Genomic DNA, 24576 nt, shown 5'->3' on the forward strand with positions numbered 1-24576 from the left:
GGGAGGATTCAACATGGCTGACAACAGCATTGTCAGTGCCGACTGAATTTACCCACATGGGGCTACAAACAACTTGCGGAGGAAATCGGCGACCCGTCGGGCTGCATGGCGGTAGGCATGGAGGGGACGACGTCGTATGGCGCCGGTCTATGCTCCTACCTCATGGAACGCGGCTATGACGTCTTCGAAGTACTTCGCCCCAAGAGGGAAAAGAGGCGAGTCGGAGAGGGCAAAACCGATGGCATCGACGCCGAGCACGCCGCCCGCGCGGTGGCTGCCGGAAAGGGCATAGTGCCGAAGTCCCACAACGAGTGGGTTGAGGGCTTGCGCGCCCTTACGGTGGCGAGATCCATACACGTCAACACCATGACCAGCGTATCCAACGCCATAGGCTCCCTCTTGGTGTCGGCCCCGGAGCGGGTCAGGACCAAATACCGGCCGCTCAAGGGAGCGAGCCTGTACAGGAAACTGGGGTCTTGCCGCCCGAATGCGGAAGACGACGTCGCCGGGCCGCTGCTTGCGTCCCTGAGGGCGCTCGCCAGGACCTGGCTGGAGCTCGATGAGAAAGCAGGCCAATTGGAGGGCGCCATGCATCGGCTCATCGAGGCCAATGCGCCAGCCCTCTTGCAGGTGAAGGGGTGCGGCACCGTCAACGCCGCGGAACTCGCGATCGCCGCGGGCGACAACCCGGAGCGCATCCCGAGCGAGGCAAGTTTCGCTTCGATCTGCGGCGTGTCCCCCATTCCCGCCTCCAGCGGAAAGACCGACAGGCACAGGCTCAACCGCGGCGGGAACAGGCAGGCCAATAAAGCTCTCCACATGATTGCCGTAAGCAGGATGAGCGGGGACGAGAGAACGCTCGCCTACATGGCAAAGCGCAAGTCCGACGGCAAGACGAAGCGAGAGGCCATGCGCTGCCTAAAGAGATTCATAGCCAGGGAGGTTTACTCGACGTTGCGGCACCCCATGAGGCTGAAGTACGCCCGGGGCGAGGAACTTGCGGCGATGAGAAAATCGCTCAGCCTGACCCAGCAGCAGATTGCCCGAGAGCTTAACGTGCCGAATGTAAGACTCAGCGAAATAGAAAGAGACATATGCCCCCACGAGGAAATCAGACGCGAATACGACCGCTACCTGAATGCCAAAATGTCGGCCAGTAAAGGACTTGACAGCCCATAGGAGCGTCATTCGGGACGCTACCCTGTAAGTGACACGTCGGACTCCCTGGTGGAGTGGCGGTTGCGCGGCCCGGAGGGCATGGGCGGGTGCGCCACTCGCTCTCCAGCCAGGAACACCTCGACCGTCGACTCGGTCACCCTGATGTTGACCTCCCTTCCGACGAGCAGGTGGCTCACCGAGCAGCAGTTCCACCTGTAGGAGACACACACGACCTTGAGGCGTTCAAGAGGGGTGCCACGTGATTGTCACCAAACGTTGGGCAACGAGCTCGCGGACGTTGCGGACAAGGTGTAGACTCGCAATTTGTTTAAGAGACTAGAAGGGAAGGCCTTGTGCAACATCTCGCATTCCTCTTAGCCGACAGTGCCGATACTCTCATTGGCGGGTTCATAGGCTTCTTTAGCAGCTTTGTAATTATGCTCATTACAAGGTGGCTTGATCGCAAGGGAAAGCTTAGAATTTACGCTAAACGCACGGTCGTTGACAATAAGAAGAGATGGGGATTTCACGAGGACGGCGGGCAATCTTTGCTTGTTGTGCCGCTCAAGCTCGAGTTCCAGAACACGACGGGACGTTCGCGGGTGGTCCGAAACGTCGATGTTGTTCCCTACAGGAACGGCAAGGAAGTCGCTAAAACTGTGCAAATCGAATACACAGAGAAAAAGCGAGCTGCGGGGGAAAAGGTTACTGAAGTGACAACTTCAGAGTATGGCGAGGAGGATGCCCATAACTCGTATTCTTTCACGCTGCCTCCCAACAGCATCGTGAACAAGAAGTGCCTTTTCTGCCTAAAGCATGAAAACGTGCCCGATTTCGACGAGCTCAGACTCGATTACTTTAACGAGCGTGACAGGCGCATATCACTGCACATCGACGAAATCGCCGGGGATTGGAAGCCGCGCGTGTTCGAGCCCGACCTCGATTGGGTGCTGCTCAAGAAGCGGTAGCAGCAAATAAAGATGGACTTGGTTTTGGAGCGCCCGAGAATTTTTCGGATGCTCCATTGTTTGACGGCGGGCTTCATGAAGTGGCCCCGTGTGGGGGCGACAGCGTTTACGGCGCGTCCGCGCGAAGCTGTGTTGTTCTCGAAGACCCTTTAATTTGGCCACAGCGCCTGCCGCCCGGAGCCGCCACACGCAGGTGCTTGCCCGTCGAGGGTTGGGCCGCGAGCGCGGCCCGTGCTTCGTTGGCAAGGGCACGCGCCACCTCGTCTTTATCAACGGCCTCCTTGCCGACGACCAGACCCATGACGCGTTGCAGGAACGCGACCTGGGCTCCCGCTATGAACCCGTATTCGCCGGCATTGGCCCCCACGATCACGAAGTCGCGCGTCACAGCGTCGAAGCTTTTCACGAGGATGCGGCGCGCGCGAGGAGACGGTCAGCACGTCGTAGTAGGAGTCCCCCGAAAGCGCGGCCCTCGCCATAATCACGAAGCGCTCAGTCGCAATTCTGTTGATTGGCTTCTCGGGGTGCTTCTTGATGCGGTCGCTGGAGAAGTAGCCCAGGGGGATGTCGCTAACGGGCCCGTCGCTGTTGGCGAACGCGGCCACATTGACCGTCTTGCGCCTGAAGAGGGTCTCGAGGGCCTTGGTGAGGAGCTCGGCGATGGCAAGCATGGCGCGGCCTCCCTACGGACGACGGAGATTGAATTGGGGTTTTGATGCCCGGCTATGATAGCGCTGCCCTCCCGTTCCGAGTGTCAGCTTTCGATGCCCAGACGGCCATATTCCGCGAGCATAACATGCCAAAATAATCATTGACATATACATTTTGATAAATACTATTGCGCCAACGACCGGTAAGGCACCCGCTGTCATGGAAAGTGGCGTCGCGACGAACGAATGATATGCACAACGCCTCCATGGCTTGCCCTAAACAAGAAAGGCCCCCAGCCACCGCGTGGTGGCTGGGGGCCTCTTATCGCTCCGAGAAAGCTCGCTAGTCGCGCTTGAAGAGATCGCGCGTGTACACCTTATCCGCCACGTCCGCGAGCTCGTCGCTCCAGCGGTTGGCCACGATGATGGAGCACTCACGCTTGAAGGTCTCAAGGTCATGGGTGACCTCGCTGCCGAAGAAGTCCTCAGCGTCCAACGTGGGCTCGTAGACCACCACGGGCACGCCCTTGGCCTTCACGCGCTTCATGACGCCCTGGATGGAGCTCGCGCGGAAGTTGTCGGAGTTCGACTTCATCGTCAGGCGGTAGACGCCCACGACCGGCTTCTCCTTGCCGGCGTACACGCGGTCCCACACCATCTGCAGCACCTCGTCTGCCACGAAGTCCTTGCGGGTGCGGTTGGCATCCACGATGGCCTCGATCAGGTTCTGAGGCACGTCCTTGTAGTTGGCCAGCAGCTGTTTGGTGTCCTTGGGCAGGCAGTAGCCGCCGTAGCCGAAGCTGGGGTTGTTGTAGTGGCTGCCGATGCGTGGCTCCAGGCACACGCCGTCGATGACGTCGCGGGTGTTGAGGCCGCGGACCTCGCAGTAGGTGTCGAGCTCGTTGAAGTAGGCCACGCGCAGCGCCAGGTAGGTGTTGGCGAAGAGCTTGACGGCCTCGGCCTCGGTGGTGCCCAACACGAGCTCGGGGATGCCGACAGTTCCGTCGGCGTTCACGCGCTCCAACTCAGCGGGCTCCGCCCCTTGGGCGAGCAGGCGTGCAAAGCGCTCGGCAGCCGCGACGGCGTTGGCATCCTCCTTGGGCGCGCCAACCACAATACGGGACGGATGCAGGTTGTCGTAGAGCGCCTTGCTCTCGCGTAGGAACTCGGGGCTGAAGAAGATCTTGCTGTCGCCCAGCCTATCGCGAAGACCCGCGGTGTAGCCGACGGGAATCGTCGACTTGATGACAATCCAGGCATCCGGGTTCACCGAGCGCACAGCGGCGATGGCAGCCTCGACGGAGGAAGTATCAAAGAAGTTCTTATCGGAGTCGTAGTTGGTGGGCGTGGCGATTACGGCGTAGTCGGCGCCCGTATAGGCCTCGGCCACGTCGACAGTGGCGTGCAGGTCGAGCTCGCGCTCCCCCGCCTTGGCCTTTGTCAGGAAGCGCTCAATCTCGTCATCCTGGATGGGCGATATGTAGTTGTTGATCTTCTCGACCTTTTCGGGCACGATATCCAGCGCGTGCACCTCGTTGTGCTGCGAAAGCAGGACGGCAAGCGACAGGCCGACGTAGCCGGTACCGGCGACAGCAATCTTCATGTCATTCTCCAGTTTCTTAAATATAGTTGCGCACCCATTGCTACTGGGCGCAAAGAAATTGTGCAGCGTAGCTACTGCCCCTGTGCCCTATACCTGGCCTCGGTGGCCTCCTTAGCCGGGCGCCACCAGGACTCGTTGGCGACGTACCAGTCAATGGTGGACTTCAGGCCCTCGGCGAAGTCGGTGTGCGCAGGCCTCCAGCCGAGCTCGCGCTGGAGCTTCGTGCTGTCGATGGCGTAGCGGCGGTCGTGGCCGGGACGGTCGGCGACCCAGTCGAAGTCCTCGGGGTCGCGACCCATAACCTCGAGGATCATGCGCAGGACCGTGATGTTATTCTTCTCGCCATTTGCACCGATGAGGTAGGTCTCCCCCGTGCGGCCCTTGGTCAGGATGTCCCAGACGGCCGATGAGTGGTCCTCGGTGTGGATCCAGTCGCGGACGTTCTCGCCGCGGCCGTAGAGCTTGGGGCGGACGCCGTCGATGATGTTGGTGATCTGCCTGGGGATGAACTTCTCCACGTGCTGGTAGGGGCCGTAGTTGTTGGAGCAGTTGGAGATCGTGGTGCGCAGGCCGTAGGTGCGGGTCCATGCGCGCACGAGCATGTCGGAGCTGGCCTTGGTCGAGCTGTACGGCGAGGACGGGTGGTACGGCGTCTCCTCGGTGAACTTCGCCGGGTCGTCGAGCGCCAGGTCGCCGTAGACCTCGTCGGTGGAGACGTGGTGGTAGCGGACGCCGTACTTCCTCACGGCCTCCAGCAGGCGGAAGGTGCCCTCCACGTTGGTGCGCAGGAAGGGCTCCGGGTCGGCGATGGAGTTGTCGTTGTGGCTCTCGGCGGCGTAGTGGACGATGGCGTCGTGGCCCGGGACGAGCCTGTCCAGCAGCCCGGCGTCGCAGATGTCGCCCACGACGAGCTCCACGCGGTCAGAAGGCAAGCCCGCGATGTTCTCGGGGTTGCCGGCGTAGGTCAGCTTGTCCAGGACGGTCACGTGCACTTCGGGGTGGTTGCCCACGACGTAGTGGACGAAGTTGCTGCCGATGAAGCCGCAGCCGCCCGTGACGATGATGTTCTTGGGTTCAAAAATCTCAGACATATTTACCCCCTCTTTGCCTCGTTTGCGACACTCAAAAGATACTTTCCATACGCAGTCTTCTTCAGTGCTTCGCCCAGTTCGTGCAACTGATCATGGTCGATGAAACCACGGCGATAAGCGATTTCTTCCAGGCACGCAATGTAATAACCCTGGCGGCTCTGCACGGCCTCCACGTACTCGGCGGCCTTCAAAAGACCTTCGGGCGTGCCCGTATCCAGCCACGCCATGCCTCGGCCCATCAGCTCGACCGACAGTTGACCTTGCTCTAGATAGGCATTGTTGATGCTCGTGATCTCCAGCTCGCCGCGCGCGCTTGGTTTAACGTTGGCCGCGATGTCGGAAACTTGTCCATCATAGAAATACAGACCCGGTACTGCGTAGTTAGACTTTGGGACCTTGGGCTTTTCCTCGATGCCAACCACACGGTGATTCTGATCGAACTCAACCACACCGAAGGCTCTGGCGTCCTGTACGGGGTAGCCGAACACTACGGCCCCGCCATGGTGCTCCACTTTCTCCTTTGCCCGCGTGAGCACGCGAGTGAGATCCTGTCCATGGAACATGTTGTCACCCAGAACCAGCGCACACGGCTCGCCGGCAAGAAAGTCTCGCCCGATGGTAAAAGCTTCGGCTAAGCCGCGAGGCTCGGCCTGTTCGGCGTATTCCAATCGCATGCCCAACTCGGCGCCGTCGCCGAGAAGCTCCTCGAACGCTGGCAGGTCACGTGGCGTCGAGATGACAAGCACCTCGCGAATTCCTGCGAGCATCAATACGCTCAAAGGGTAGTACACAAGCGGTTTATCGTAAATTGGCAGAAGCTGTTTACTAAGGGCTTTAGTAATCGGATGCAGTCGAGTGCCGGACCCACCTGCAAGAATTATGCCTTTCAACGTTTTCCCTTCAGCGGCAGTCGAGATAAAGTGCGCATTGCTGCTCAAGTCACTTTTGGCTGCTTGGACAAATAATATTTCGGTCGTAAATCTCTTAGGAGTCTGATACCGTTCTTGCTAATTTCCGTGATTGGATTCAGTGTTCGGTTCAGATTTAGCTTTGGTGATGGCTTTGGTTCTATCTCAGATCTTTAAACCTATTGAGAGCCATTTCAGCCTTGAAGTCTTCGAGAAAGTCTAAGAAGTCATATTTCGGCTCGTAGCCTAATAGCTCACGACAGTTTTCGATATCCATTACATAAGAAGGACCGCTTGGCATTTCCGGACGATAGGCAATCTTTGATTCAACGCCTTCTGGATTGAATACCTTCGCGATACCGCGAATCCAGTCCTCGTTTGAAGTTCCAATACCGGTACCCACATTAAAGAAGCCGCCGTCAACGTTCTCTACGGTCACAGCTTTACGTAAGAGCTGACAGAAGTCCTTGACGTTTACAACATCTTTGGCGCGAGTGGGATCGCCCCAGATTTCAAGCGTTTCTCCTGCCATGGCTCGATCCATCAGCAATCGATATCCAAGTGTCCGACGCACGCCATCGACGTTATATGTCTTGTCGGGGGTAAATGCGTAGACAGTGGGAAGCCTAAACACAAAGCCTTTTAATCCGTACTCAGCCTGATAATGCTTGATCAAATCAACGGCGAAGCATTTGGAAAGAGCATAGACGGTGTGATCGCCAGTCATAATAATATTGCGATCATCGTAAGGATGAATTACGGGGTTTTCCGGAGTAACGGAACCCAGCACATCGGATATAGTCTGAGCATAAAGAATGCGATCAGCACCTGACTTACGGCAATACTCGAGTACGTTAAGGGCTCCACGGCTGTTTACGTCAATATAATCGGAAGGGTTATAGCCGCTCATATATGCTGGCAGTAAACCAGCGAGAAGAATCACCGCATGGACGCCCTCTTGGGGGAGCTGCTCTAGAGTAGAAGCATCGGACATATCTACACTTGTATAACCAATGTTGTATCGATTGAAAAAATTCGTCTCTCTACGACCGGCGGCAAACACCTCATATTCATCTGCAGGCAGGTGATTTACTAGATCTTCGGTAAGGTATGCACCAGTGTTGCCGGTTGCACCGATTACTACAATCCTCTTTTGCACGGCTAGCTCACCTTCGCCCTCATGAACTCACTCGGCTCGGCGCGAAATGCATCAAGCTCGGCTTGCGTGTCGAACCTAAGGAATACCGATCCGAATGCGTGATTTGCCGCTGTGAACGCCTCGACTTTGGCGCCGGGCTCAATCCACAGCTGCTCTTCGGCAAGATGCGAAGCGGCAAAACCAGATGCATATTCCATACCAGCAAATACACCGCCATGATCAGAGTGGAGCATTTGCTGATACCAGAAGCCGTCATAAACGGGCATCGAAAGATTGCCAACAGGTTCGCCGAGCGCAGCCTTCACCGCCGCCATGACAAGATCGGTCTTTCCGTCGGTGGCATATTTGAGCATCTCGCACAGTCGATTGCCGCCGCCGCGCGGAGAGCTCTCCATAATGTAGGCTTTGCCATCGGTTGCCACGCGAGTCTCTATGTTAAATACGCCGTCACGAAGGCCCAACAGATCAGCCAATCGCTGCAATTCCGAGACAAGCTCTTTTTGTGCCCACGCTGGCAATGATGCTGGCATTGCATACGCAGCTGGCGTGTAGGGATTTGGAACGGAGGGATCGAACAACTGCGAGGTAAAGCTTACACACGAGAACTTTCCGCCGCTAACGAATCCATCGGCATCGGACGAATCTCCCTCCTTTTCCAAAAATTGTTCGACGATACAGCGCCCATCACGCGAAAACTCGAGAGCGTACTCAACCGCTGCCTTAAGATCCTCAGGACCATCCACGCGAGAGCAGCCCTTCGATCCAGCCGAATCAACCGGTTTGGCAATCACGGGATAAGCAATCGAATCGGCTTCATTCATGGCCTCGTCGGCAGAGCGATAGATATGAAGCTCGGGACAATTAAAGCCATTATCACGAAGGAAGGCGCGGTAGCGCTCTTTATCTTGAAGTATGCTAACTGCCTCATAGCTTCCCTGGAACGGCAGCCCCAGTTTCTCGGCAGCATATGACGCGGACACCACACCCGGGTCTGCTGCAAACGACATAATTCCGTCCGCCTTGCATTTTTTAGCGGCGGCAAGAACAGCCTCGTTATCGATGATGCTTGCATTGATGTAGTCATCCGAAAAGGCATGTGCATAGTTATGCGGCAAATAATCGCAAGTAACAACCTTTGCGCCCAACTCATGCGCTGCCTTAATAACTGGCAGTGCATAACGTGCCCCACCAAGAAGGAGAAGTGTCTTACTCATCGGTTTCCCTTTCCTGCATCCAGAACCGTATTGCAGATGCGGTCAACGTCTTCCAATGCCAAATCGGCGTACATGGGAAGCGTGATCACCTGGGACGCCGCCTTCTTCGCCACAGGGGTGCGGTCGCTGGAGTACACGCTTCTGTAGCAAGCGTAATCGTTGACCAACGGATAGAAGTATTTGCGTGCGCCGACGCCAACCTTGTCCAGGGTATCGAAAACGTCATCGCGCGTGGCGCCGAAGACACTCGGATCGAACAGCACTGGAAGGTACGCATAGTTGTGGCGGATGTTATTGGCGGGACGGAAAACGGTCACGCCGGCCGTGCCTTCAAGGTTGTCCCAATAACGCTCAGCAACGGCCTTGCGCTTGCCAATCTCGGCGTCCAGGTGACGAAGATTGCAGACGCCCATCGCCGCGCAGAACTCATTCATCTTGGCGTTGCCACCGACGTACTCGACGTCCTCGGGTCCCGTGATGCCGAAGTTCTTCCATTGGTTGAGCAGCGGATACAGATCCTCGTCCTTGAAACAGACGCAACCGCCTTCGATGGTGTTGAATACCTTGGTCGCATGGAAGCTGAACATGGCTGCATCGCCGAAAGTCGCCGCGCTATCGCTGCTTCCGTCTTCGTTCACGCGCTCGACGCCGAAGGCATGGGCGGCATCATAGATGACCTTAAGCCCGTGACGGTCAGCGATCTCCTGGATGGCATCAACATCGCAAAGATTGCCGTATACATGCACAGGCACGATGGCGCAGGTGCGCGGGGTGATTAATCGCTCGATGCTTTCGGGATCCAACGTTAGATTCACGGGATTCACGTCGGCAAATACGGGAGTAAGTCCCTTTCGCACGATAGCGTGAGTGGTCGAGGCAAAGGTGAACGGTGTAGTGATGACCTCTCCGCCGGTCGGAAGAGCCATGGCCTCGAGGATGCACTCTAGGGCATTGTGACCATTCGTGAACAGAGCAAGGTTGTCGATCCCCAAACGCTCCTTGAGGTCCGCCTCGAGCTTCTTATGCTCAACACCCATATTGGTAAGCCAATGGCTTTCCCATAGAGGTGCGACCTCTTCAAAGTATTCCTCCATAGGAGGCATGGATGATCGTGTGACAAGAATGCGGTTACCCATATCAGGTACCTTCCCTTCGCTATGCAGCTTTCAAAGAACGATGACTAAAGTAACTAGAATTAATTCAAGGTGACGTTAGCGACGCCTTGTTCCTAAAAAGTCCCTTACAGTTTTAATGAGATAATCAAGTGTTTCGAGTTTGAAAACCCAAGCAATCCCTAGATAAACCAACGCCATTACGGTGATGTTAATAAATATTCTCAGAGCCGATGAAGTTACGAATGAGCCACACAACAAAGCGGCTATTCCTGAAACTGCTGAGATGCCAAATGCCGGAGCAATGTCACGCAATTGTTCAATATATGAGTAGCCAATAACTTTCTTGTTCGGATAGGCGTTGACGAAAGTAGAGAAAATGCCACTTATCATGTACATGCCAACCATCAGATGGATGTCATGCAAAATAAAGGCGGCAAATAAAATGAAGCAGATTCCGTATCCCTTTTTGATTAATTCTAATTTCAGAAATAAATCAGAGCGACCCATGCCATTTAGCGCTTGTAAATTCGTTGTATGAATCGGCAAAAGCGCATAGACGAAACAATACATTTGCAAAAAGGGAACACAGGGTAGCCATTTGGCTCCGAGAAGAATTCCCACAATGGGTTCTGCGGCAACAGCAAACAAAGTCATCGAGGGGACGATAAAAAATGTTGAGGTCTTTAGCGCTCTACGCACTAGGCGCTTAACATACGCTACGTCATCTTGAACGCGTGAGACCGCCGACAGCATCACAGGTTGTATAGCACCATCAAGCATGGATCCAAGTGCCTGCGGATATTTCTTTCCCTGAGATACCAATCCAAGACTCGAAGCACTAAATTGTTTCCCGATAATTAAGTCAGAAAGCGATTGGTAACCTTGATCTAATACACCAGAGACAAGCAATTTCCACCCAAATGAAAAGAGCTCACGAGCCCGCTTAGAGTTAAAGACGAGACGCGGTCGCCAATCGACTTGCGCTGCCATAAAAAAGCAATTGCACGTCTGATAACTGAGTTGCTGTAAAACAAGCGCCCATAATTCGGCTCCAAATACTGCTGAAATTACACCAATTGAACCAGACAGCACGGAAGACGCAATTGCGGCGTTAAAGACAATGCGAAACTTCAGCTCTCGCTGAACAATGGCAATTTGGACCGCGTTATAAGCATTGATAATCAAGATCAATGCAAGTGCACGTAACGGCCATATGATAGCGTCCATTTGGTAGAAAGAAGCAATCGAGGGCGCCGCGAAAAAAACGCATAAATATAGGGCTGCTGAAACCGTCAAACTGATCCAATAGACGGTCGAACAATCGCTGTCATCCATTTTCGGACTCTGAACCAAAGCCGTGTTAAGTCCAGATTGTACAAATATATTGCCTACATTTACAAAAACAAGCATGATCGCCAAAGCGCCAAACAACTCCGGCGCAAGCAACCGAGCCATTACGATTTGAACTGCAAGCTCAACAAACGCTCGTGAGCCTCTCTCGGTTATTTTCCAAAATAAAGACTTAATTGCGCCACGCTTAATGTCAGTTGAGGCCAATTTATTTTCCATTCTTAGAAAGTCGATTTAAATATAGGGTCTTAGCAAGGTACGGAAATACAGCAGACAGGATAACGGCAACCTTTTTTTCCCATCGCAAGTTTTGAAGATTCTGCCAATCGTTATTCAAAAGAGATGAAATGGATCCATTCCCACAAAAGTAAACTTGGGCCATGTATCCAGCAGCCTGTTCTTGGCAGAAAGTACCATAAGCCCCCCTTGTATACGCATCAAAAGCCTCAAATACCCGAACCATAGTTTCTGCATGGACCGAAAGCCTATCAAGAGACCCTTGTCGAAACAGCCAATCGCTCATACTGGAAGTTGTACCTCGGCGATAACATGACATCATGTCATCAAAATAATAAACCGGCCCCAGATTTCCAAAAAAGAGAAGCATCGGGACATCCCCTACCGGGCACAACTGTTTAAACTCGGGAGGATATTTAATATAGTCATGCCATACATCAGCTCTAATAAAATAAGAACTTGTTTGAAATGCATACTCTTTATTCAATGGTATGAAAGTTGACCTATCAATAGGGCCAGTTTCCAAATGGAAACGAGGAAAGAATGTGTTTAGATTGTCACCCTCGTTAGTAACCTCCATAACCTTGTGAACGCAAAGGCAACATTCATGGTGTTTTTCTAGAGCGTCAAATTGTTTCTGAAGCTTTCTGTTATCAGCCCAATAATCGTCACCTTCACACATGGCAATATAGTCACCCTCAATTAAAGGCTCAATATACTCTTTGACAATTGGAACCCCCTTACTGTATTGATTTTCGTTTTGTAAAACCAGCTTTATTTTTGTGGGATATCGAGCCTGATAATCCCTAAGAATTGCTTGAGTTGAATCGGTCGACGCATCATCGTGAACAATTATCTCGAAATCAAAATTAACTTCTTGCATCAAAAAGGAATTGATTGCACGTTCTATATACTGTTCATGGTTGAAAGCCAAGCAATAAATTGATACGCGGGGTTTAACTTTTCTGCAAGAGCAGTCGTCAAGAACGGTTCCCGACCATTTACTGGAAAACATGCACACCTCAAACTGTAAAGTGAAACCATAGCGATTCATAAGGGAGAATGCCCTGTCCATTTCCGGATAGAGCAGTAAACAAAACATAGAGGCTCAACAGCCATATCATGCGTTCATACTCCGCATTACCAATATCCTTTTGCGCTCGAGCAAGATATGAAAGGGAGACGACATCGAATATCGAAAAGAAATATCCGATCCTCTCCATATAATCAAATAAATAGCCAATGATCGAAATTGCTAGGCCAACTATGGTAAAGATAACAGTGGCTTTACCTTGCACATCAAAACGTTGAAAAAGCTTGTGCTTAGAGAGACCAATGAACAAAACGAGTAACTTGAGAATTGTCATTAGACCAATTTTAATATCGTTCGATTCAAAGTATTTCGCATAGTCTGTCAAATAACCTGTATTAATTAAAATAATAGGCGCTGCTATTACGCAAACAGGCATAACTAGGCTGACACAAGAAAGCACCGTTCGAGAAGAATAGGACATCTCGTCTTTAATAAAATAGAGAGCACATAGCAGCAAAATCGCAATCAGAGACGATCTATGAATTCCAACTGCGAATAATAGAAACGCTAAAAACAGCCAAACTTTATGGGTAAAGATATATCTAGAGCCCCAGAAGACAAGGGCAATCGCTAATAACTGTCTCGCAATATTTAGTTCAACTGGAATAAAAAAGGAATAAAAGAGTCCGAACGAAAGGCTTAAATTGATTTGTTCTTTAAAATCCCAGAGACGAAGTAGAATCAATAAGTTCGTTGCAAATGAAACAATGAAATTAAATAAGTAAAACCCATTTTCCATTCGAAATAAAGACATTCCATAAACATATACCGTGTCGTACCAACTTGCGGTTATGTTTGGTCCGTATTGTATGGTCTCAGTGTAGTATCTTAAGTAGTTAACGGTATCAATGCCGACCTTTTCAGTTCTTAGACCGAAAAACAAAGCTAAAACACAGGCTATGAATACAAGTAATTTTTTTCTATCGCTGGCTTGCGCCTCATTGGCGAAAACAATTCCAATAATAAATACGAGAAAATATATAAGAGATCCGAGTGGATAGTTAGCAATGGCGCCCACGTTACATGCTCCGCCCGTTATTTAACATAATTTTTAGCGCTTTTAACCGAGAAACAGTAAATTCATTACCGTGCCTAATTACGTCTTGTAAACACAACAATTTCCATTTACGGCTATCGATTAAAGAAAAGAGCAAAGATTGATCGCGAAGATATTTTTCATTCTTACCCTGTTCCCACGTTGACTCTCGCTCTTCAGTCAAACAAGCTATGTAATCTGGTACCGCAATGATGCGTAGCTTCTTTTTTAGGCAATCAGCCAGGAAGAGCGTGTCCTCACCATGAGAATGATCAGTTCCCCCACCAAAACAAAGATTGAAGAACACGCCGTTTGTCCGAATCGAATCTAATCTGATAGCCATTCTCGCCGCACCGTAGCGCATAAAATTAAAAAATCCAACCGTAAATTTCTTCTTATTAATAAAACGATGCGGTATTGGCTCTTCTAAGTTAAAAATAATGACATCGGCATTAGGGTTTTCTTTAAAAGCACGTAAAACTATTTCTTCATATCCATCAAGATAGACCATATCATCGTCAGCAATGAGACAATACTCCGCAGTAGCTCTCATCAGGGCATTATTACGGTTAAGACCTACGCCACGTTCATTAAAATTCAAAACTTTAATACAATGTTCGTTCGCATTAAAGTCATAAATCCTATTTTCGTCACATTGATTGGCGACAATTGCGTCTGTCTGAATATTCATTTTATCTATAAGCGACTCAGGATTACAATCCAAAGCCGCAATAAGCACCTCAACGCGATCGCTCATCTTGGCTCCCGTCAAAAGGAATGAACATATCTAATCTTCTTGTAAAAAGAACAAGCAATATTTAATGCTGTATGACATAGAGCTGTAGCCTTGAAGCATCCTCTGCTATTCCAAAGTTTATATAAATGTTTGGCCTGGATTAATTTTGACGTCCCATGCGAAATGGAAGAAGATCTCACGCGGTAACGACCGAGCACTTCTGGTAAAAGCAAACAATCGGCAACATCAATTACATTCAACCACATGGCGTAGTCATTGTGCTTCTTAAGATTTGCGATTTGCACAACGCCAACGATATGCGCGTCATACATAACCGTTAAACACCCGGGCCAGCAGTAACAACGCATACCAGCCCTGTCGATACGAGCAGGCCCGCTAAAACTCTTTTGAAGCGGCCTGCCTTTCTCGTCAACAGTCTCATACTTTGTATAGGAAAACCCGCACCGATTATCCCTCATAAAGGAAAGCTGCTTCGCTAACTTTTCCTTATCCCATAGGTCATCGCTGTCAAGAAATGCAATCCAATCACCCTTGGCCTCTCGTAGTGCACGATTTCTTGAATAAGCCGCGCCGGAGTTTTGCTTATTTTGAAAAACGTGGATTCGAGAATCACCACGAGCGATTTCGTTTGCGATTGAAATTGTCTTGTCGGTAGAACAGTCATCAACAATCAAGAGCTCCCAATCACCGTAAGTTTGAGACTGAACGCTCCTGATGCTTTCTTCAATGAAAGGTTCAGAGTTATATGCCGGCATTACAATTGAAACAAGACCGAAGTTGCTGCAAGCAGTGGTCATTACTTCACGCTCATTTCAGAAATCAATTGTTTTGCCTGAATCTGGAGAGCATCATATTTGTTACGAGACACTCTTCCTACTGAAAGTAGGTAATCGCCTAAATCAGCTGCCGTGGCCATGCCTTCCTCGGTTATTCCTTCCTGTTTGACGAAAGCCTTTAAAATCGTTTTAAAGAAAATCGAAATATCTTCACTTAACGAAATCTGATCGATGTACTTCAAGTCGTATGCGAGCTTTTCGTCCCATGCGATGGCGTTTCGTCCGTTAATCTGGGCGAGGCCTGAGAGGCCTGGTCTTACTATGTGGCGCTTTCTCTGCTCGGGTGTCATAAATACCATATCCCGAACAAGTTGTGGCCTTGGGCCAATGATCGACATATCGCCCTTCACGATGTTGAAGACTTCAGGCAGTTCATCGAGACTTGTTGCACGAAGCGCTTTACCAAACTTGGTAAGGCGTACTTTATCAGGAAGCAACTTGCCATTCTCATCACGTTCGTTCGTCATCGTTCGAAACTTATATAGTTCGAAAATCTTTTCACCGCGACCAGGCCGTGGCTGTTTGAACAACACGGGCCCGCCAAGTTTGACGCGTACGAGAGCGGCCACGATGGCAAGTACCCACCAAAATAGCGCCAAGAGAAGACAGGACAGAGTGACGTCAATCATCCTCTTGCCATAGCGCTGATAGAATGTCTCGTTACCAAGCCTACTCAAAACAACGCCTAATCACTTCGATGATTACGTCCTGCTGCTCGGGAGTCATCTTATTGTCGGAGGGCAGGCAGAGACCACGATGGAAGATGTCAGCGCCCACATCCAAAGGCAAGCCATCTGCGCCCGTTGCACCGCCGGAAATATACGCATTGGTCTTAGCTCGGCCATTGCCCTCGCGCGTTACGAAAGCATTCATACGATAAATAGGCTGCATATGCATGGGTTTCCAGATGGGGCGGCCCTCGGCGTTAATGGCAGCAATAGCCTCAAGGATCTCGGTGGGGCAGCTCTTTCCAGGGTCGCTTACGTAAAGCGCCTCACTCTCGCCACGAACCTGTTTGCACATCGCATCGGGATCAATCAGCATGCAAGAAAGCCAGAAGTTAGGCTCACAAACGTTAGGGTCATAGGGGTTCATGCTCACCGGCAGACCCTTGAAGCCCTTTTTGTAACGCATGTAAATAGCCTTCTTTTGGGCAATATGCTCCTCCAGATACGGAATCTGGCCACGCACGACACCGGCAATTACATTGCTCATGCGATAGTTATAGCCAAGCTCCTCATGCTGGTACCAGGGAGCGGCTTCGCGCGACTGGGTCGACCATTTGCGAGTTTTATCGGCTGCCCCTTTACTATCAGTTAAAAGCATGCCACCAGCGGAACCGGTAATGATCTTATTGCCGTTAAAGCTAATGGCGCTAATGTCACCAAACGTGCCGGTCTGACGACCCTTATACGTGGCACCAAGTGACTCAGCAGCATCCTCAACAAGGACGGCCCCGTGCGCATCGCAAATTGAACGAAGCTCTTCGACTTTGCCAGGCGTTCCGTATAGATGCGCCGCCACAACGACCTTTGCAGTCGGATGCAGTTCGAAGGCCTTTTCAAGAGCGACGGGATCCATATTCCAAGTGTCTCGCTCGGTATCGATAAATACAGGGACACCGCCCTCGTAAACAACTGGGTTCACCGTTGCGTCGAACGTCATATCGCTGCAAAGGACCTCATCACCGGGCTTAATTCCAGCAAGCTTCATGGCAAGATGCAAGGCAGAAGTACCACAAGAAAGGGCAACGGCAAAGCCGCAACCAATCTTCTCGGCCATTTGGCGCTCGACTTCGTTGATATTCTCCCCTACGGTCGACATCCAGTTGGTCTCATATGCCTCGGTAATGTATTTAAGCTCATCGCCGTGCATGGTCGGCGAGCTTAGCCAAACTTTATTCTCGAAGGGTTTAATGTCCATCTTGGCTCCTTATCCCTAATCGTTAAACTGCGGATGATACGTAGGTACAACCTCGGCGAGAACAGACTTAACCGTATCGTTATCTTTATCGAGGCAGTCATGAAGCTTCGCAAGTTTGTCTTTGATCTCTTCCATCTTGTCGGCTTCGGCTGTGGAAATGCGAATCTCGGAATGCTCGGTAGGCAGGAGCTGCTCGTTGTCCATAAGAAGCTCCTCATACATCTTTTCGCCAGGACGCAGGCCGACTTCTTTGATCTGGATATCCTTGCCAGGCTTAAGACCGCTCAGCGTAATAAGGTTGATGGCAAGGTCGTAGATCTTGACCGGCTCACCCATGTCCAGTACAAAAATCTCGCCGCCATGCGCTAAAGCTCCGGCAGTAATGACAAGCTTGCTGGCCTCCGGGATGGTCATGAAGTAACGCGTGATGTCCTTGTGCGTAATGGTGATAGGGCCACCCTCACGAAGCTGGCGCTTAAACAGCGGGATGACCGATCCGTGACTACCCAGAACATTGCCAAAGCGAACAGCCGTAAAGACGGTCTTACTGTTGGCCGCGTAATACTGAACGATCATCTCGTCCATACGCTTGGTGGCACCCATTACGTTCGTGGGATTAACGGCCTTATCGGTAGAAATCTGCACATAGTGGCTGCACTGGTACTTGTCGGCAAGGCGTACAACATTAAGCGTGCCAAAGACGTTATTCTCGATTGCCTCGCGGGCGTTGTGTTCCATAAGAGGAACGTGCTTGTGGGCTGCAGCGTGGAAAACAACTTGAGGATGGTACTTCTCAAAGACCTTGGTAATCGCTGGAAGATGCGTAATGGAGCCGATATAGACTTGAATATCAGTGCCTTGATCATGAGCGGTCTTGATGATGTCGTGATACAGCTCGTAGGTAGTATTCTCGTAAATGTCGAACAACACGATTTGCGCAGGCTTTGCCGGAAGCAGCTGACGTACAAGCTCTGAGCCAATAGATCCGCCGCCGCCCGTGACCAAAATGCGCTTACCGGTAACGTAGCCCATCTGGTTAAGGTCAAGCGACTTCTCCTCGCGAGAAAGTAAGTCGCTAATCTCGACCTCACGAAGGGCAACCCTGCCTACACCATCCTGCGGAATATCGCGGACATTGGGGAGCGTGAGGACCCTAAGACCTGTTTTCATGCACAGGTCGTAAATACGCTGACGTTCTTCATGCGTAGCGCTCGGAATTGCCACGACAATCTGTTCTGCTTCACAATCGTGCGCAATAGTAGGGATATCGGCACAAGTACCGCAGACCTTAACGTCATGGATACGCTGATTTTGCTTATTGGGATCATCGTCAACAACGGCAACCGGATCACCGATCATATCGGGATCTCCGTTGAGCATACGTTTGATGGAAAGAGAGCCGGTCTCCCCTGCTCCTACGATGAGCGTACGCGGGAGATGCGCATCGGAATTGCTTTTGAAGCGCCAGATCTGGCTACCATAAATAGCACGAATGGCAAAGCGTCCGCCACCGCAAATAATGAGGATGACAGCCCATGCCATAACGTCCTCACGAAGGGTCATGCCCTTGCCAAAAAACACGTTAAAGATAACGTCGCCAATTACTGATCCTACCGTTACGGCTGCAACAATACGTCCAGCCTCGGAAATGCTCGCATAGCGCCACAAGCTGCTATACATATGAAAGAACCAAAAGACGACAACGTTAACAAGCGCAAGTACAAGAATAGCCGGGCATGCGCCGGCTGCTCCGCCGAGAGTCGCCCAATGCTGCGTACCCCACGATGCAATAAACACGGCAATAAAAGTTGCAGCAATGTCATATGCCATCAACATATACGGCTCGAAGGCGCTCAGCTTCCCCTTTTGCTTTGCGCTCTTAGATTCGGTGTTCAAGATCCGCTCTTCTCTCTCCCTATTAATCCCGTTATCCCCGCCCGGGGATCCCCTTTGCCCCTTTGAGCAGCCGCCCGCAGTTAGGCGATTGCCTTTTTAAGGTTTCGCATTGCGCGCTGCTCGTTTGAAAGCACCGCGAGGCCAACGCGGGTGGTTACGCGTCGGCCGCACATGTCGAGCTCCAAATAAGCAGTGCTCTTGCGTCTGTTAATGGTTTTGATGAGGCCTTCGTGGCCCAGCAGCGGGCCTGCCGTTACTACGACCTGGTCACCGTCTTTTAGGGCCTCGCTCATGGGCACTACGCGGTCTCCCCTATGCGTAAAGCCGCCAATAAGTTGGACCTCTTCTATTGCCAGCGGCACAAACTGACCGTCCTGGGATAACACCCGGGCAAAGTCGTCCATGCGCAGCAGATACTGTTGCACGGTGCGGGGGTCTGCCGTATCGCAGATAAGATAACCGGGAAAGAGCGGCTTGGTCGTACAGACCCATTCGCCGTGTACTTTGATCTCGGTTTGAAATTGGGGATAAAAGAGCTCCTGCATGGCGCTCGCCGGCACCATACGCTCGATGCGCTCGCGCATTACGTCTTCGCGACCGTTAATGACCTGGATCACATACCACACGAGCACCACCCCCTTGCTGTCTTACGTGTGGCTCACGGGGTTTGGGCATGGCTTCGCCAGGGCGCTTGTGCGCGGAGGCGCTCCATATTCAAACCCTGAGCCCAGTTAGACAAGCACGTGGCTCTGCCCCACCGTGAACGGTATGTATGAGTGCAGTTGCTAGAGACGCGGACGTGTATCGCAAAAATGACCGCGACTCCAGCTGGCTGCGTGCGAACCAGTCAAGCGGGTACAAAACTGGACCGCACGCAAACAGCTGAAGAACTGCTGTGGTTTGCCGTAGCAGTTCATTGCACCGTCTAACGCAAACTTAAAAGCAGCCGCAAAAGCAAGTGAAAATCGCGCATGGCAATCGATATTGGAGCTCATGGTTTTTCTAACACCGCCGTTACGACCGGATGCTGATCAACCCCGTGCTATGTGGCCTGTTAGAGCCGTGAGCACAGTTGAACTCATGTAACGTTAGGTATCCTAGCACAAGCTGGTAGCGAAACTGATTTGGGTTGCGTTGGACAACATATCGTTCATTTGGCGTGCTTAAGGGGGTTGTTTTTGGATGTTGTTCACGTTGGCGCAGGATATTGGGGTGCGAGCGGTGATTAAGGGCGATCCTGAAGCGCAAATGGAACGGCGAGCTGCACTGATAATCACGTTTGTCTAACAAACTATGTACAGACATGGGAAATAAATTGTGCAACTTTTTGTTGGTGTGGGTGGGGTTTGTGGCGCGAGGTATTTTGGCATGAAAAAAGGCCTTCGGGATTCCGAAAGCCTTTGCATTCACGATGGTGGAGACGAGGGGGATCGAACCCCTGACCTCTTGACTGCCAGTCAAGCGCTCTCCCAGCTGAGCTACGCCCCCGTGACGACGAGATACTATAGGGGAAGTTGGCTCGACGTGCAAGGACTTTTTTGGGTCAGACTTTAAATGCCTAATGATATAGGTAAGCGATGGCGGTGCCGGTGTGGACTTGGATCGTGGCTGTTGATCTGACGACGTTGCTGATGCCCGTATCCGCCAAGAGTCCTAGCGGGGAATGGTTTAGCTCCCACTCTAAGCCGAGTTCGCTAACCACGGTGTTGGGGGCGATGGCGATGATGGAGAACGTCTTGCCTTCGGCGCCTTCAATAGTCCAGGATTCGCCTCCGTGCAGGATGCGGGCCGTGGTCTCCTCCTCGGCAATCCAGACGGGGGCGTCCGCATAGCTTGCCAGTAGCCCTAACACGGACAGGGCCATGTCGGGACGGCCGCCCGTAGCGCAAGTCGCAACCACTTCGGCACCTGGCCAGCGACGGCGGACGGAATCGAGCGCCAGCGCAAGATCGGTATAGTCCTTGTACGGGTCGTGGCGCTCAACTTCAAAGTCGGTGGCGGCATCGATCAGCGCGCGGCCCGCATCGCTCACCGTGTCGGCATCCCCCACATATACGTCGCAGCCCAGACCGGCGCCCAGCAGCACGTCGAGTCCGCGGTCCACGGCGACAACGTGATCGCACTCCCCCGCTAGCCTACGCAACAAATCCGCACTCGCCACCACGGGCGAGCCGCAGACCACTAATACCTTAAAAGCCACAGCCCTCGCCTAGCCCTCAAACTCAAGAACGCGGGCCAGGTCCAGCTCTTCATAGCTATCGATGAAGATATCGCAGTTGGCACGCACCTCGTCGCGCTCCATACGGCCGTGCGGGTCATAAATGCCCACGCGTTTAAATCCAGCGGTGCCAGAGCTCTTAAGGCCAAAGACGGCGTCCTCAAACACCCATGCGCGCTCAAACTTGTGCCCATGGCGCTCCTCCAGACGGCGCAGCGCCAGCTCGTATACGTCGGGGAACTGTTTGGAGCGTCCCGCCTCACCCGTCGTGGTAACAAACTCCATGTACGCGTCGAGTCCGGCTCCCGCTAGCGCAGACTTAACCAGCTCGGCCGGCGTGGACGTGGCAACGCACAAGGCAATACCGGCCGCCTTCGCCTGCTCCAAAAACGTCAGCAGACCCTCGCGTGGCGGCACCTTAGAGTAGCCATCGATCAGGATGTCGCTCAGCTCGCGATACAGCTCTTCGCCATTCGCGCCAATGTCCCAGGTGTCGTGGTAGGCCTGGCACTCGTCCTCGAGCGACAAATGCTCAAACTGGGCAAAATCGTCGACCGTCACGTCGACTCCGTGGCGGTGCAATAACTCGGGCTGGGCATAGGCCCAAACGGGGGTGCTATTAACCAGTGTGCCGTCGCAATCGAAAATAAAAGCAACGTTGGGGGCGGCGGTCTGGGACATAAACGAACCTTTCGATGTCAAAGGGTAAACAACCTGCTAAAAACGTTTTACCAAACGTCAAACTAACAATCTTGAAACCCTAATTGGTAAAACTGTCAAGAGTTTTACCATCGCAATTCTGCCAGTGGTCTAAACATGGCGCTCGCCGATTAAACACCGCCGCAAATCCACTTTTCTCCATAAAAGTAACGAACAGGTGTTATCGTATTTCGTGCCGAAAGTTCCACCGAGCACGCGAGGTGGAACGAATCATAGAACTATCGCCGTCCCCTCGATTCGTGCAGCCTTGGACCTTTCGCATCTAGTCACCAAGGCAACACGCTGCCGCGTCATGATGGGATCAAACGTGAGCGATACAAAGCTAAAGCCAGCAACCAAAAAGCCTGCTACCCGTAAAGCCGCCCCGCACGCACCGGAGCTCTCTAAGGACGATGTCTACCTGTTTGGCATTGGCATGTGGGAGCGCAGCTGGGAAAAGATGGGCGCGCACCCCGACACGCAGAACCGTACGCGCGGTTGGCGCTTTTGCGTTTGGGCGCCCGACGTAAAGAGCGTCCATGTCATTGGCGAATTTAACGACTGGAATGAGGAAGCCAACCCGCTGGTGCCCGTGCATACGAGCGCTATTTGGGAAGGCTTTATTCCTGGTGCCGAGCAGGGCCAGCTCTATAAGTATCTCATCGAGACCAACGAGGGCGAGAAGCTCTACAAGGCCGATCCGTATGCCTTTAAGGCCGAGTGCCCTCCGGGTACCGCGAGCGTGCTGTGGACCCTCGACGGCTATAAGTGGAACGACGCCGCATGGCTCAAGCGCCGCGCCGGCCACAACCACATGTCGCAGCCGCTGAACATCTACGAGGTGCATATTGGCTCGTGGAAGCGCCACGGCGATGCGCCGCAGGGCGATCCAGACGAGTACGGCAACTATCCTGGCCCCATGGATCCCTTCCCCGCGCAGCGCGGCGAGTTCTATACCTACGACGACCTGTCGGTGGAGCTCGTGGACTACGTGCGCGACATGGGCTACACGCATATCGAGGTCATGCCGCTCATGGAGCATCCCTTCGATGGCTCCTGGGGCTACCAGACGACCGGCTACTATGCCGCCACGTCGCGTTATGGCAACCCGCAGCAACTCATGCACTTTATCGATGCATGCCACGAGGCGGGCATTGGCGTGATCATGGACTGGGTGCCCGGCGGTTTTTGCGCCGACGCCCACGGCCTTGCCACCTTTAACGGCCATATGCTGTTTGAGCACGAGATTCACCCCAACTGGGGCACGCACAAGTTCGACTTCGCCCGTGGCGAGGTCCGCTCCTTCTTGGTCTCCAACGTGCTGTACTGGCTCGAGAACTTCCACGTGGACGGCATTCGCATGGACGGCGTGTCCAGCATGCTGTACCTCAACTTTGGCATCGACGATCCCGGCCAAAAGAAGTTCAACAAGTACGGTACCGAGGAGGACCTGGACGCCAGCGCGTTTATCCGTCAGGTCAACTGCGCCGTGGAGGCACACTTCCCTGACGTGATGATGATGGCCGAGGAGTCCACCGCGTGGCCGCTCGTGACCTATCCGCCGCAGGACGGCGGCCTGGGCTTCCACTACAAGTGGGACATGGGTTGGATGAACGACACCCTGCACTACATGCAGACCGATTTTCCGTGGCGCCCCGGCAACCACGGCCTGCTCACGTTTTCCATCATGTACGCCTTTACCGAGAACTTCATCTGCCCGCTGAGCCACGACGAGGTCGTACACGGCAAGTGCTCGCTGATCGGCCGCATGCCGGGCGACTGGTGGCGCCAATTTGCCGGCCTGCGCACGCTGGCCTTCTACCAGATGACGCATCCCGGTGCCAAGCTCAACTTTATGGGCAACGAGATCGGCCAGTTTATTGAGTGGCGCTACTACGAGTCCATCCAGTGGTTCCTGACCGAGGAGTACGAGACCCACCGTCATCATCAGGCGTTTATCAAGGCACTCAACCACCTGTACACCGCCGAGCCCGCCCTGTACGAGCGCGGCTACACCGACGACGGCTTTACCTGGATCGATGCGGACAACTCCAAGCAGTCCATCGTGAGCTTTGTGCGTCAGGGCGAGGACGTCGACGACGATCTGGTGATCCTGATCAACTTTGACCCGGCGAGCTACGAGAGTTTCCGCGTGGGCGTGCCGCGCGAGGGCGACTGGGAGGTCATCTTTGACTCTGACCGTCCCGAGTTTGGCGGCAGCGGTTATGCCGGCGAAGAGCCCTACACCTGCTCGAGCGAGCCCTATCCCTGGAACGGGCAGATGGACTCCATTGAGATTAAGGTGCCCGGTCTGGCAGGCGTGGTGCTTAAGCGCCGCGGTCCCAGCAGCTATAAGCCGCCCGTGGTCGAGGAGCCCAAGGCTGCGCCCAAAAAGCGTATGTCTTCGGTGAAGCCCAAGCCTGCGGCTGCTAAGAAGGCTCCGGCTAAGGCCAAGGCTACGACGACCAAGGCCAAGGCTGCCGCAAAGCCCGCTGCTAAGGCCGCAGCCAAGAAACCGGCTGCCAAAAAGGCCGCTACCAAGGCCAAGTCTGCTTCTGTTAAGCCGTCTGCCAAGGATGCGTAACAAAACCGTTACAGCTGTAATTACCCGCCCCGACGAGGCGTAGGATACAAGTCATAACCGTTCCGGGAGAAACATCCCCGG

The 24576-nt window shown here is 52.9% G+C and carries 21 protein-coding genes and 1 tRNA gene; 3 read left to right on the forward strand and 19 right to left on the reverse strand.

Annotated elements, in window-relative coordinates; translation table 11 throughout:
- The first annotated feature begins 42 nt into the window (after window positions 1–42).
- Together DXD39_RS04195 and DXD39_RS04200 are read left to right on the forward strand one after the other, a co-directional pair.
- Window positions 43–1179 (forward strand): IS110 family transposase, encoded by a 1137-nt coding sequence (locus DXD39_RS04195; RefSeq protein ID WP_255413569.1) that lies wholly within the window; start codon window positions 43–45, stop codon window positions 1177–1179.
- A 332-nt stretch (window positions 1180–1511) separates the two neighbouring features.
- Complete coding sequence (locus DXD39_RS04200) at window positions 1512–2126, forward strand: hypothetical protein (RefSeq protein WP_117803218.1); 615 nt, start codon at window positions 1512–1514, stop codon at window positions 2124–2126.
- A 106-nt stretch (window positions 2127–2232) separates the two neighbouring features.
- On the opposite strand, the gene DXD39_RS04205 is transcribed toward DXD39_RS04200, so the two are convergent.
- The 19 genes from DXD39_RS04205 to DXD39_RS04300 form a co-directional block, all read right to left on the reverse strand.
- Window positions 2233–2532 (reverse strand): hypothetical protein, encoded by a 300-nt coding sequence (locus DXD39_RS04205; RefSeq protein ID WP_117803219.1) that lies wholly within the window; start codon window positions 2530–2532, stop codon window positions 2233–2235.
- 587 nt (window positions 2533–3119) lie between these two features.
- Window positions 3120–4379: a nucleotide sugar dehydrogenase gene (locus DXD39_RS04215; RefSeq protein ID WP_117803221.1), complete on the reverse strand. Its 1260-nt coding sequence runs from the start codon at window positions 4377–4379 to the stop codon at window positions 3120–3122.
- A gap of 71 nt (window positions 4380–4450) precedes the next feature.
- A complete protein-coding gene (rfbB, locus tag DXD39_RS04220; RefSeq protein WP_117803222.1) occupies window positions 4451–5470 on the reverse strand; it encodes a dTDP-glucose 4,6-dehydratase in 1020 nt (339 codons plus the stop codon).
- Between the two features lie 2 nt (window positions 5471–5472).
- The gene (rfbA, locus tag DXD39_RS04225; protein WP_117803223.1) at window positions 5473–6360 is read right to left on the reverse strand and encodes a glucose-1-phosphate thymidylyltransferase RfbA; all 888 of its coding nucleotides are present in this window, start codon (window positions 6358–6360) and stop codon (window positions 5473–5475) included.
- A 178-nt stretch (window positions 6361–6538) separates the two neighbouring features.
- The gene (locus tag DXD39_RS04230; RefSeq protein WP_117803224.1) at window positions 6539–7537 is read right to left on the reverse strand and encodes an NAD(P)-dependent oxidoreductase; all 999 of its coding nucleotides are present in this window, start codon (window positions 7535–7537) and stop codon (window positions 6539–6541) included.
- 2 nt (window positions 7538–7539) lie between these two features.
- Complete coding sequence (locus DXD39_RS04235; protein ID WP_117803225.1) at window positions 7540–8751, reverse strand: acetyl-CoA carboxylase biotin carboxylase subunit family protein; 1212 nt, start codon at window positions 8749–8751, stop codon at window positions 7540–7542.
- Entirely contained in the window at window positions 8748–9887 is a 1140-nt protein-coding gene (locus DXD39_RS04240) for a DegT/DnrJ/EryC1/StrS aminotransferase family protein (RefSeq protein ID WP_117803226.1), read from the reverse strand. The genes DXD39_RS04235 and DXD39_RS04240 overlap by 4 nt, the downstream gene beginning before the upstream one ends.
- 75 nt (window positions 9888–9962) lie before the next feature.
- Window positions 9963–11435, reverse strand: coding sequence for a lipopolysaccharide biosynthesis protein (locus tag DXD39_RS04245; RefSeq protein WP_117803227.1), 1473 nt, complete (start codon window positions 11433–11435; stop codon window positions 9963–9965).
- Entirely contained in the window at window positions 11425–12555 is a 1131-nt protein-coding gene (locus DXD39_RS04250) for a glycosyltransferase (RefSeq protein ID WP_117803228.1), read from the reverse strand. Before DXD39_RS04250 ends, DXD39_RS04245 begins: the two co-directional genes overlap by 11 nt.
- Window positions 12476–13564: an EpsG family protein gene (locus tag DXD39_RS04255; protein WP_158565425.1), complete on the reverse strand. Its 1089-nt coding sequence runs from the start codon at window positions 13562–13564 to the stop codon at window positions 12476–12478. Before DXD39_RS04255 ends, DXD39_RS04250 begins: the two co-directional genes overlap by 80 nt.
- 1 nt (window position 13565) lies before the next feature.
- Complete coding sequence (locus DXD39_RS04260) at window positions 13566–14339, reverse strand: glycosyltransferase family A protein (RefSeq protein WP_117776506.1); 774 nt, start codon at window positions 14337–14339, stop codon at window positions 13566–13568.
- Window positions 14340–14350: 11 nt separating this feature from the next.
- Window positions 14351–15136 (reverse strand): glycosyltransferase family 2 protein, encoded by a 786-nt coding sequence (locus tag DXD39_RS04265; RefSeq protein WP_117803230.1) that lies wholly within the window; start codon window positions 15134–15136, stop codon window positions 14351–14353.
- Window positions 15136–15804 carry a sugar transferase gene (locus DXD39_RS04270; protein ID WP_117803231.1) on the reverse strand — a complete coding sequence of 223 codons (669 nt, stop codon included), beginning with the start codon at window positions 15802–15804 and terminating at the stop codon, window positions 15136–15138. The genes DXD39_RS04265 and DXD39_RS04270 overlap by 1 nt, the downstream gene beginning before the upstream one ends.
- Before the next feature lie 40 nt (window positions 15805–15844).
- On the reverse strand, window positions 15845–17098 hold the full coding sequence (locus DXD39_RS04275; protein ID WP_117803232.1) for a DegT/DnrJ/EryC1/StrS aminotransferase family protein: 1254 nt from the start codon (window positions 17096–17098) through the stop codon (window positions 15845–15847).
- A 15-nt stretch (window positions 17099–17113) separates the two neighbouring features.
- Complete coding sequence (locus DXD39_RS04280; protein WP_233541100.1) at window positions 17114–18778, reverse strand: nucleoside-diphosphate sugar epimerase/dehydratase; 1665 nt, start codon at window positions 18776–18778, stop codon at window positions 17114–17116.
- A 296-nt stretch (window positions 18779–19074) separates the two neighbouring features.
- Window positions 19075–19620: an antiterminator LoaP gene (gene loaP / locus DXD39_RS04285; RefSeq protein WP_233541101.1), complete on the reverse strand. Its 546-nt coding sequence runs from the start codon at window positions 19618–19620 to the stop codon at window positions 19075–19077.
- Window positions 19621–20406: 786 nt separating this feature from the next.
- Window positions 20407–20482, reverse strand: a tRNA-Ala gene (locus tag DXD39_RS04290).
- Window positions 20483–20552: 70 nt separating this feature from the next.
- The gene (locus DXD39_RS04295) at window positions 20553–21194 is read right to left on the reverse strand and encodes a thiamine diphosphokinase (protein ID WP_117803234.1); all 642 of its coding nucleotides are present in this window, start codon (window positions 21192–21194) and stop codon (window positions 20553–20555) included.
- Window positions 21195–21203: 9 nt separating this feature from the next.
- On the reverse strand, window positions 21204–21893 hold the full coding sequence (locus DXD39_RS04300) for an HAD family phosphatase (RefSeq protein WP_117803235.1): 690 nt from the start codon (window positions 21891–21893) through the stop codon (window positions 21204–21206).
- Between the two features lie 331 nt (window positions 21894–22224).
- Here DXD39_RS04300 and glgB point away from each other — a divergent pair, with 331 nt between their 5' ends.
- On the forward strand, window positions 22225–24495 hold the full coding sequence (gene glgB, locus DXD39_RS04305) for a 1,4-alpha-glucan branching protein GlgB (protein WP_117803236.1): 2271 nt from the start codon (window positions 22225–22227) through the stop codon (window positions 24493–24495).
- Window positions 24496–24576 lie beyond the last annotated feature (81 nt).

This window comes from Collinsella sp. TM04-29, from assembly GCF_003466565.1.
Classification (GTDB): Bacteria; Actinomycetota; Coriobacteriia; order Coriobacteriales; family Coriobacteriaceae; genus Collinsella.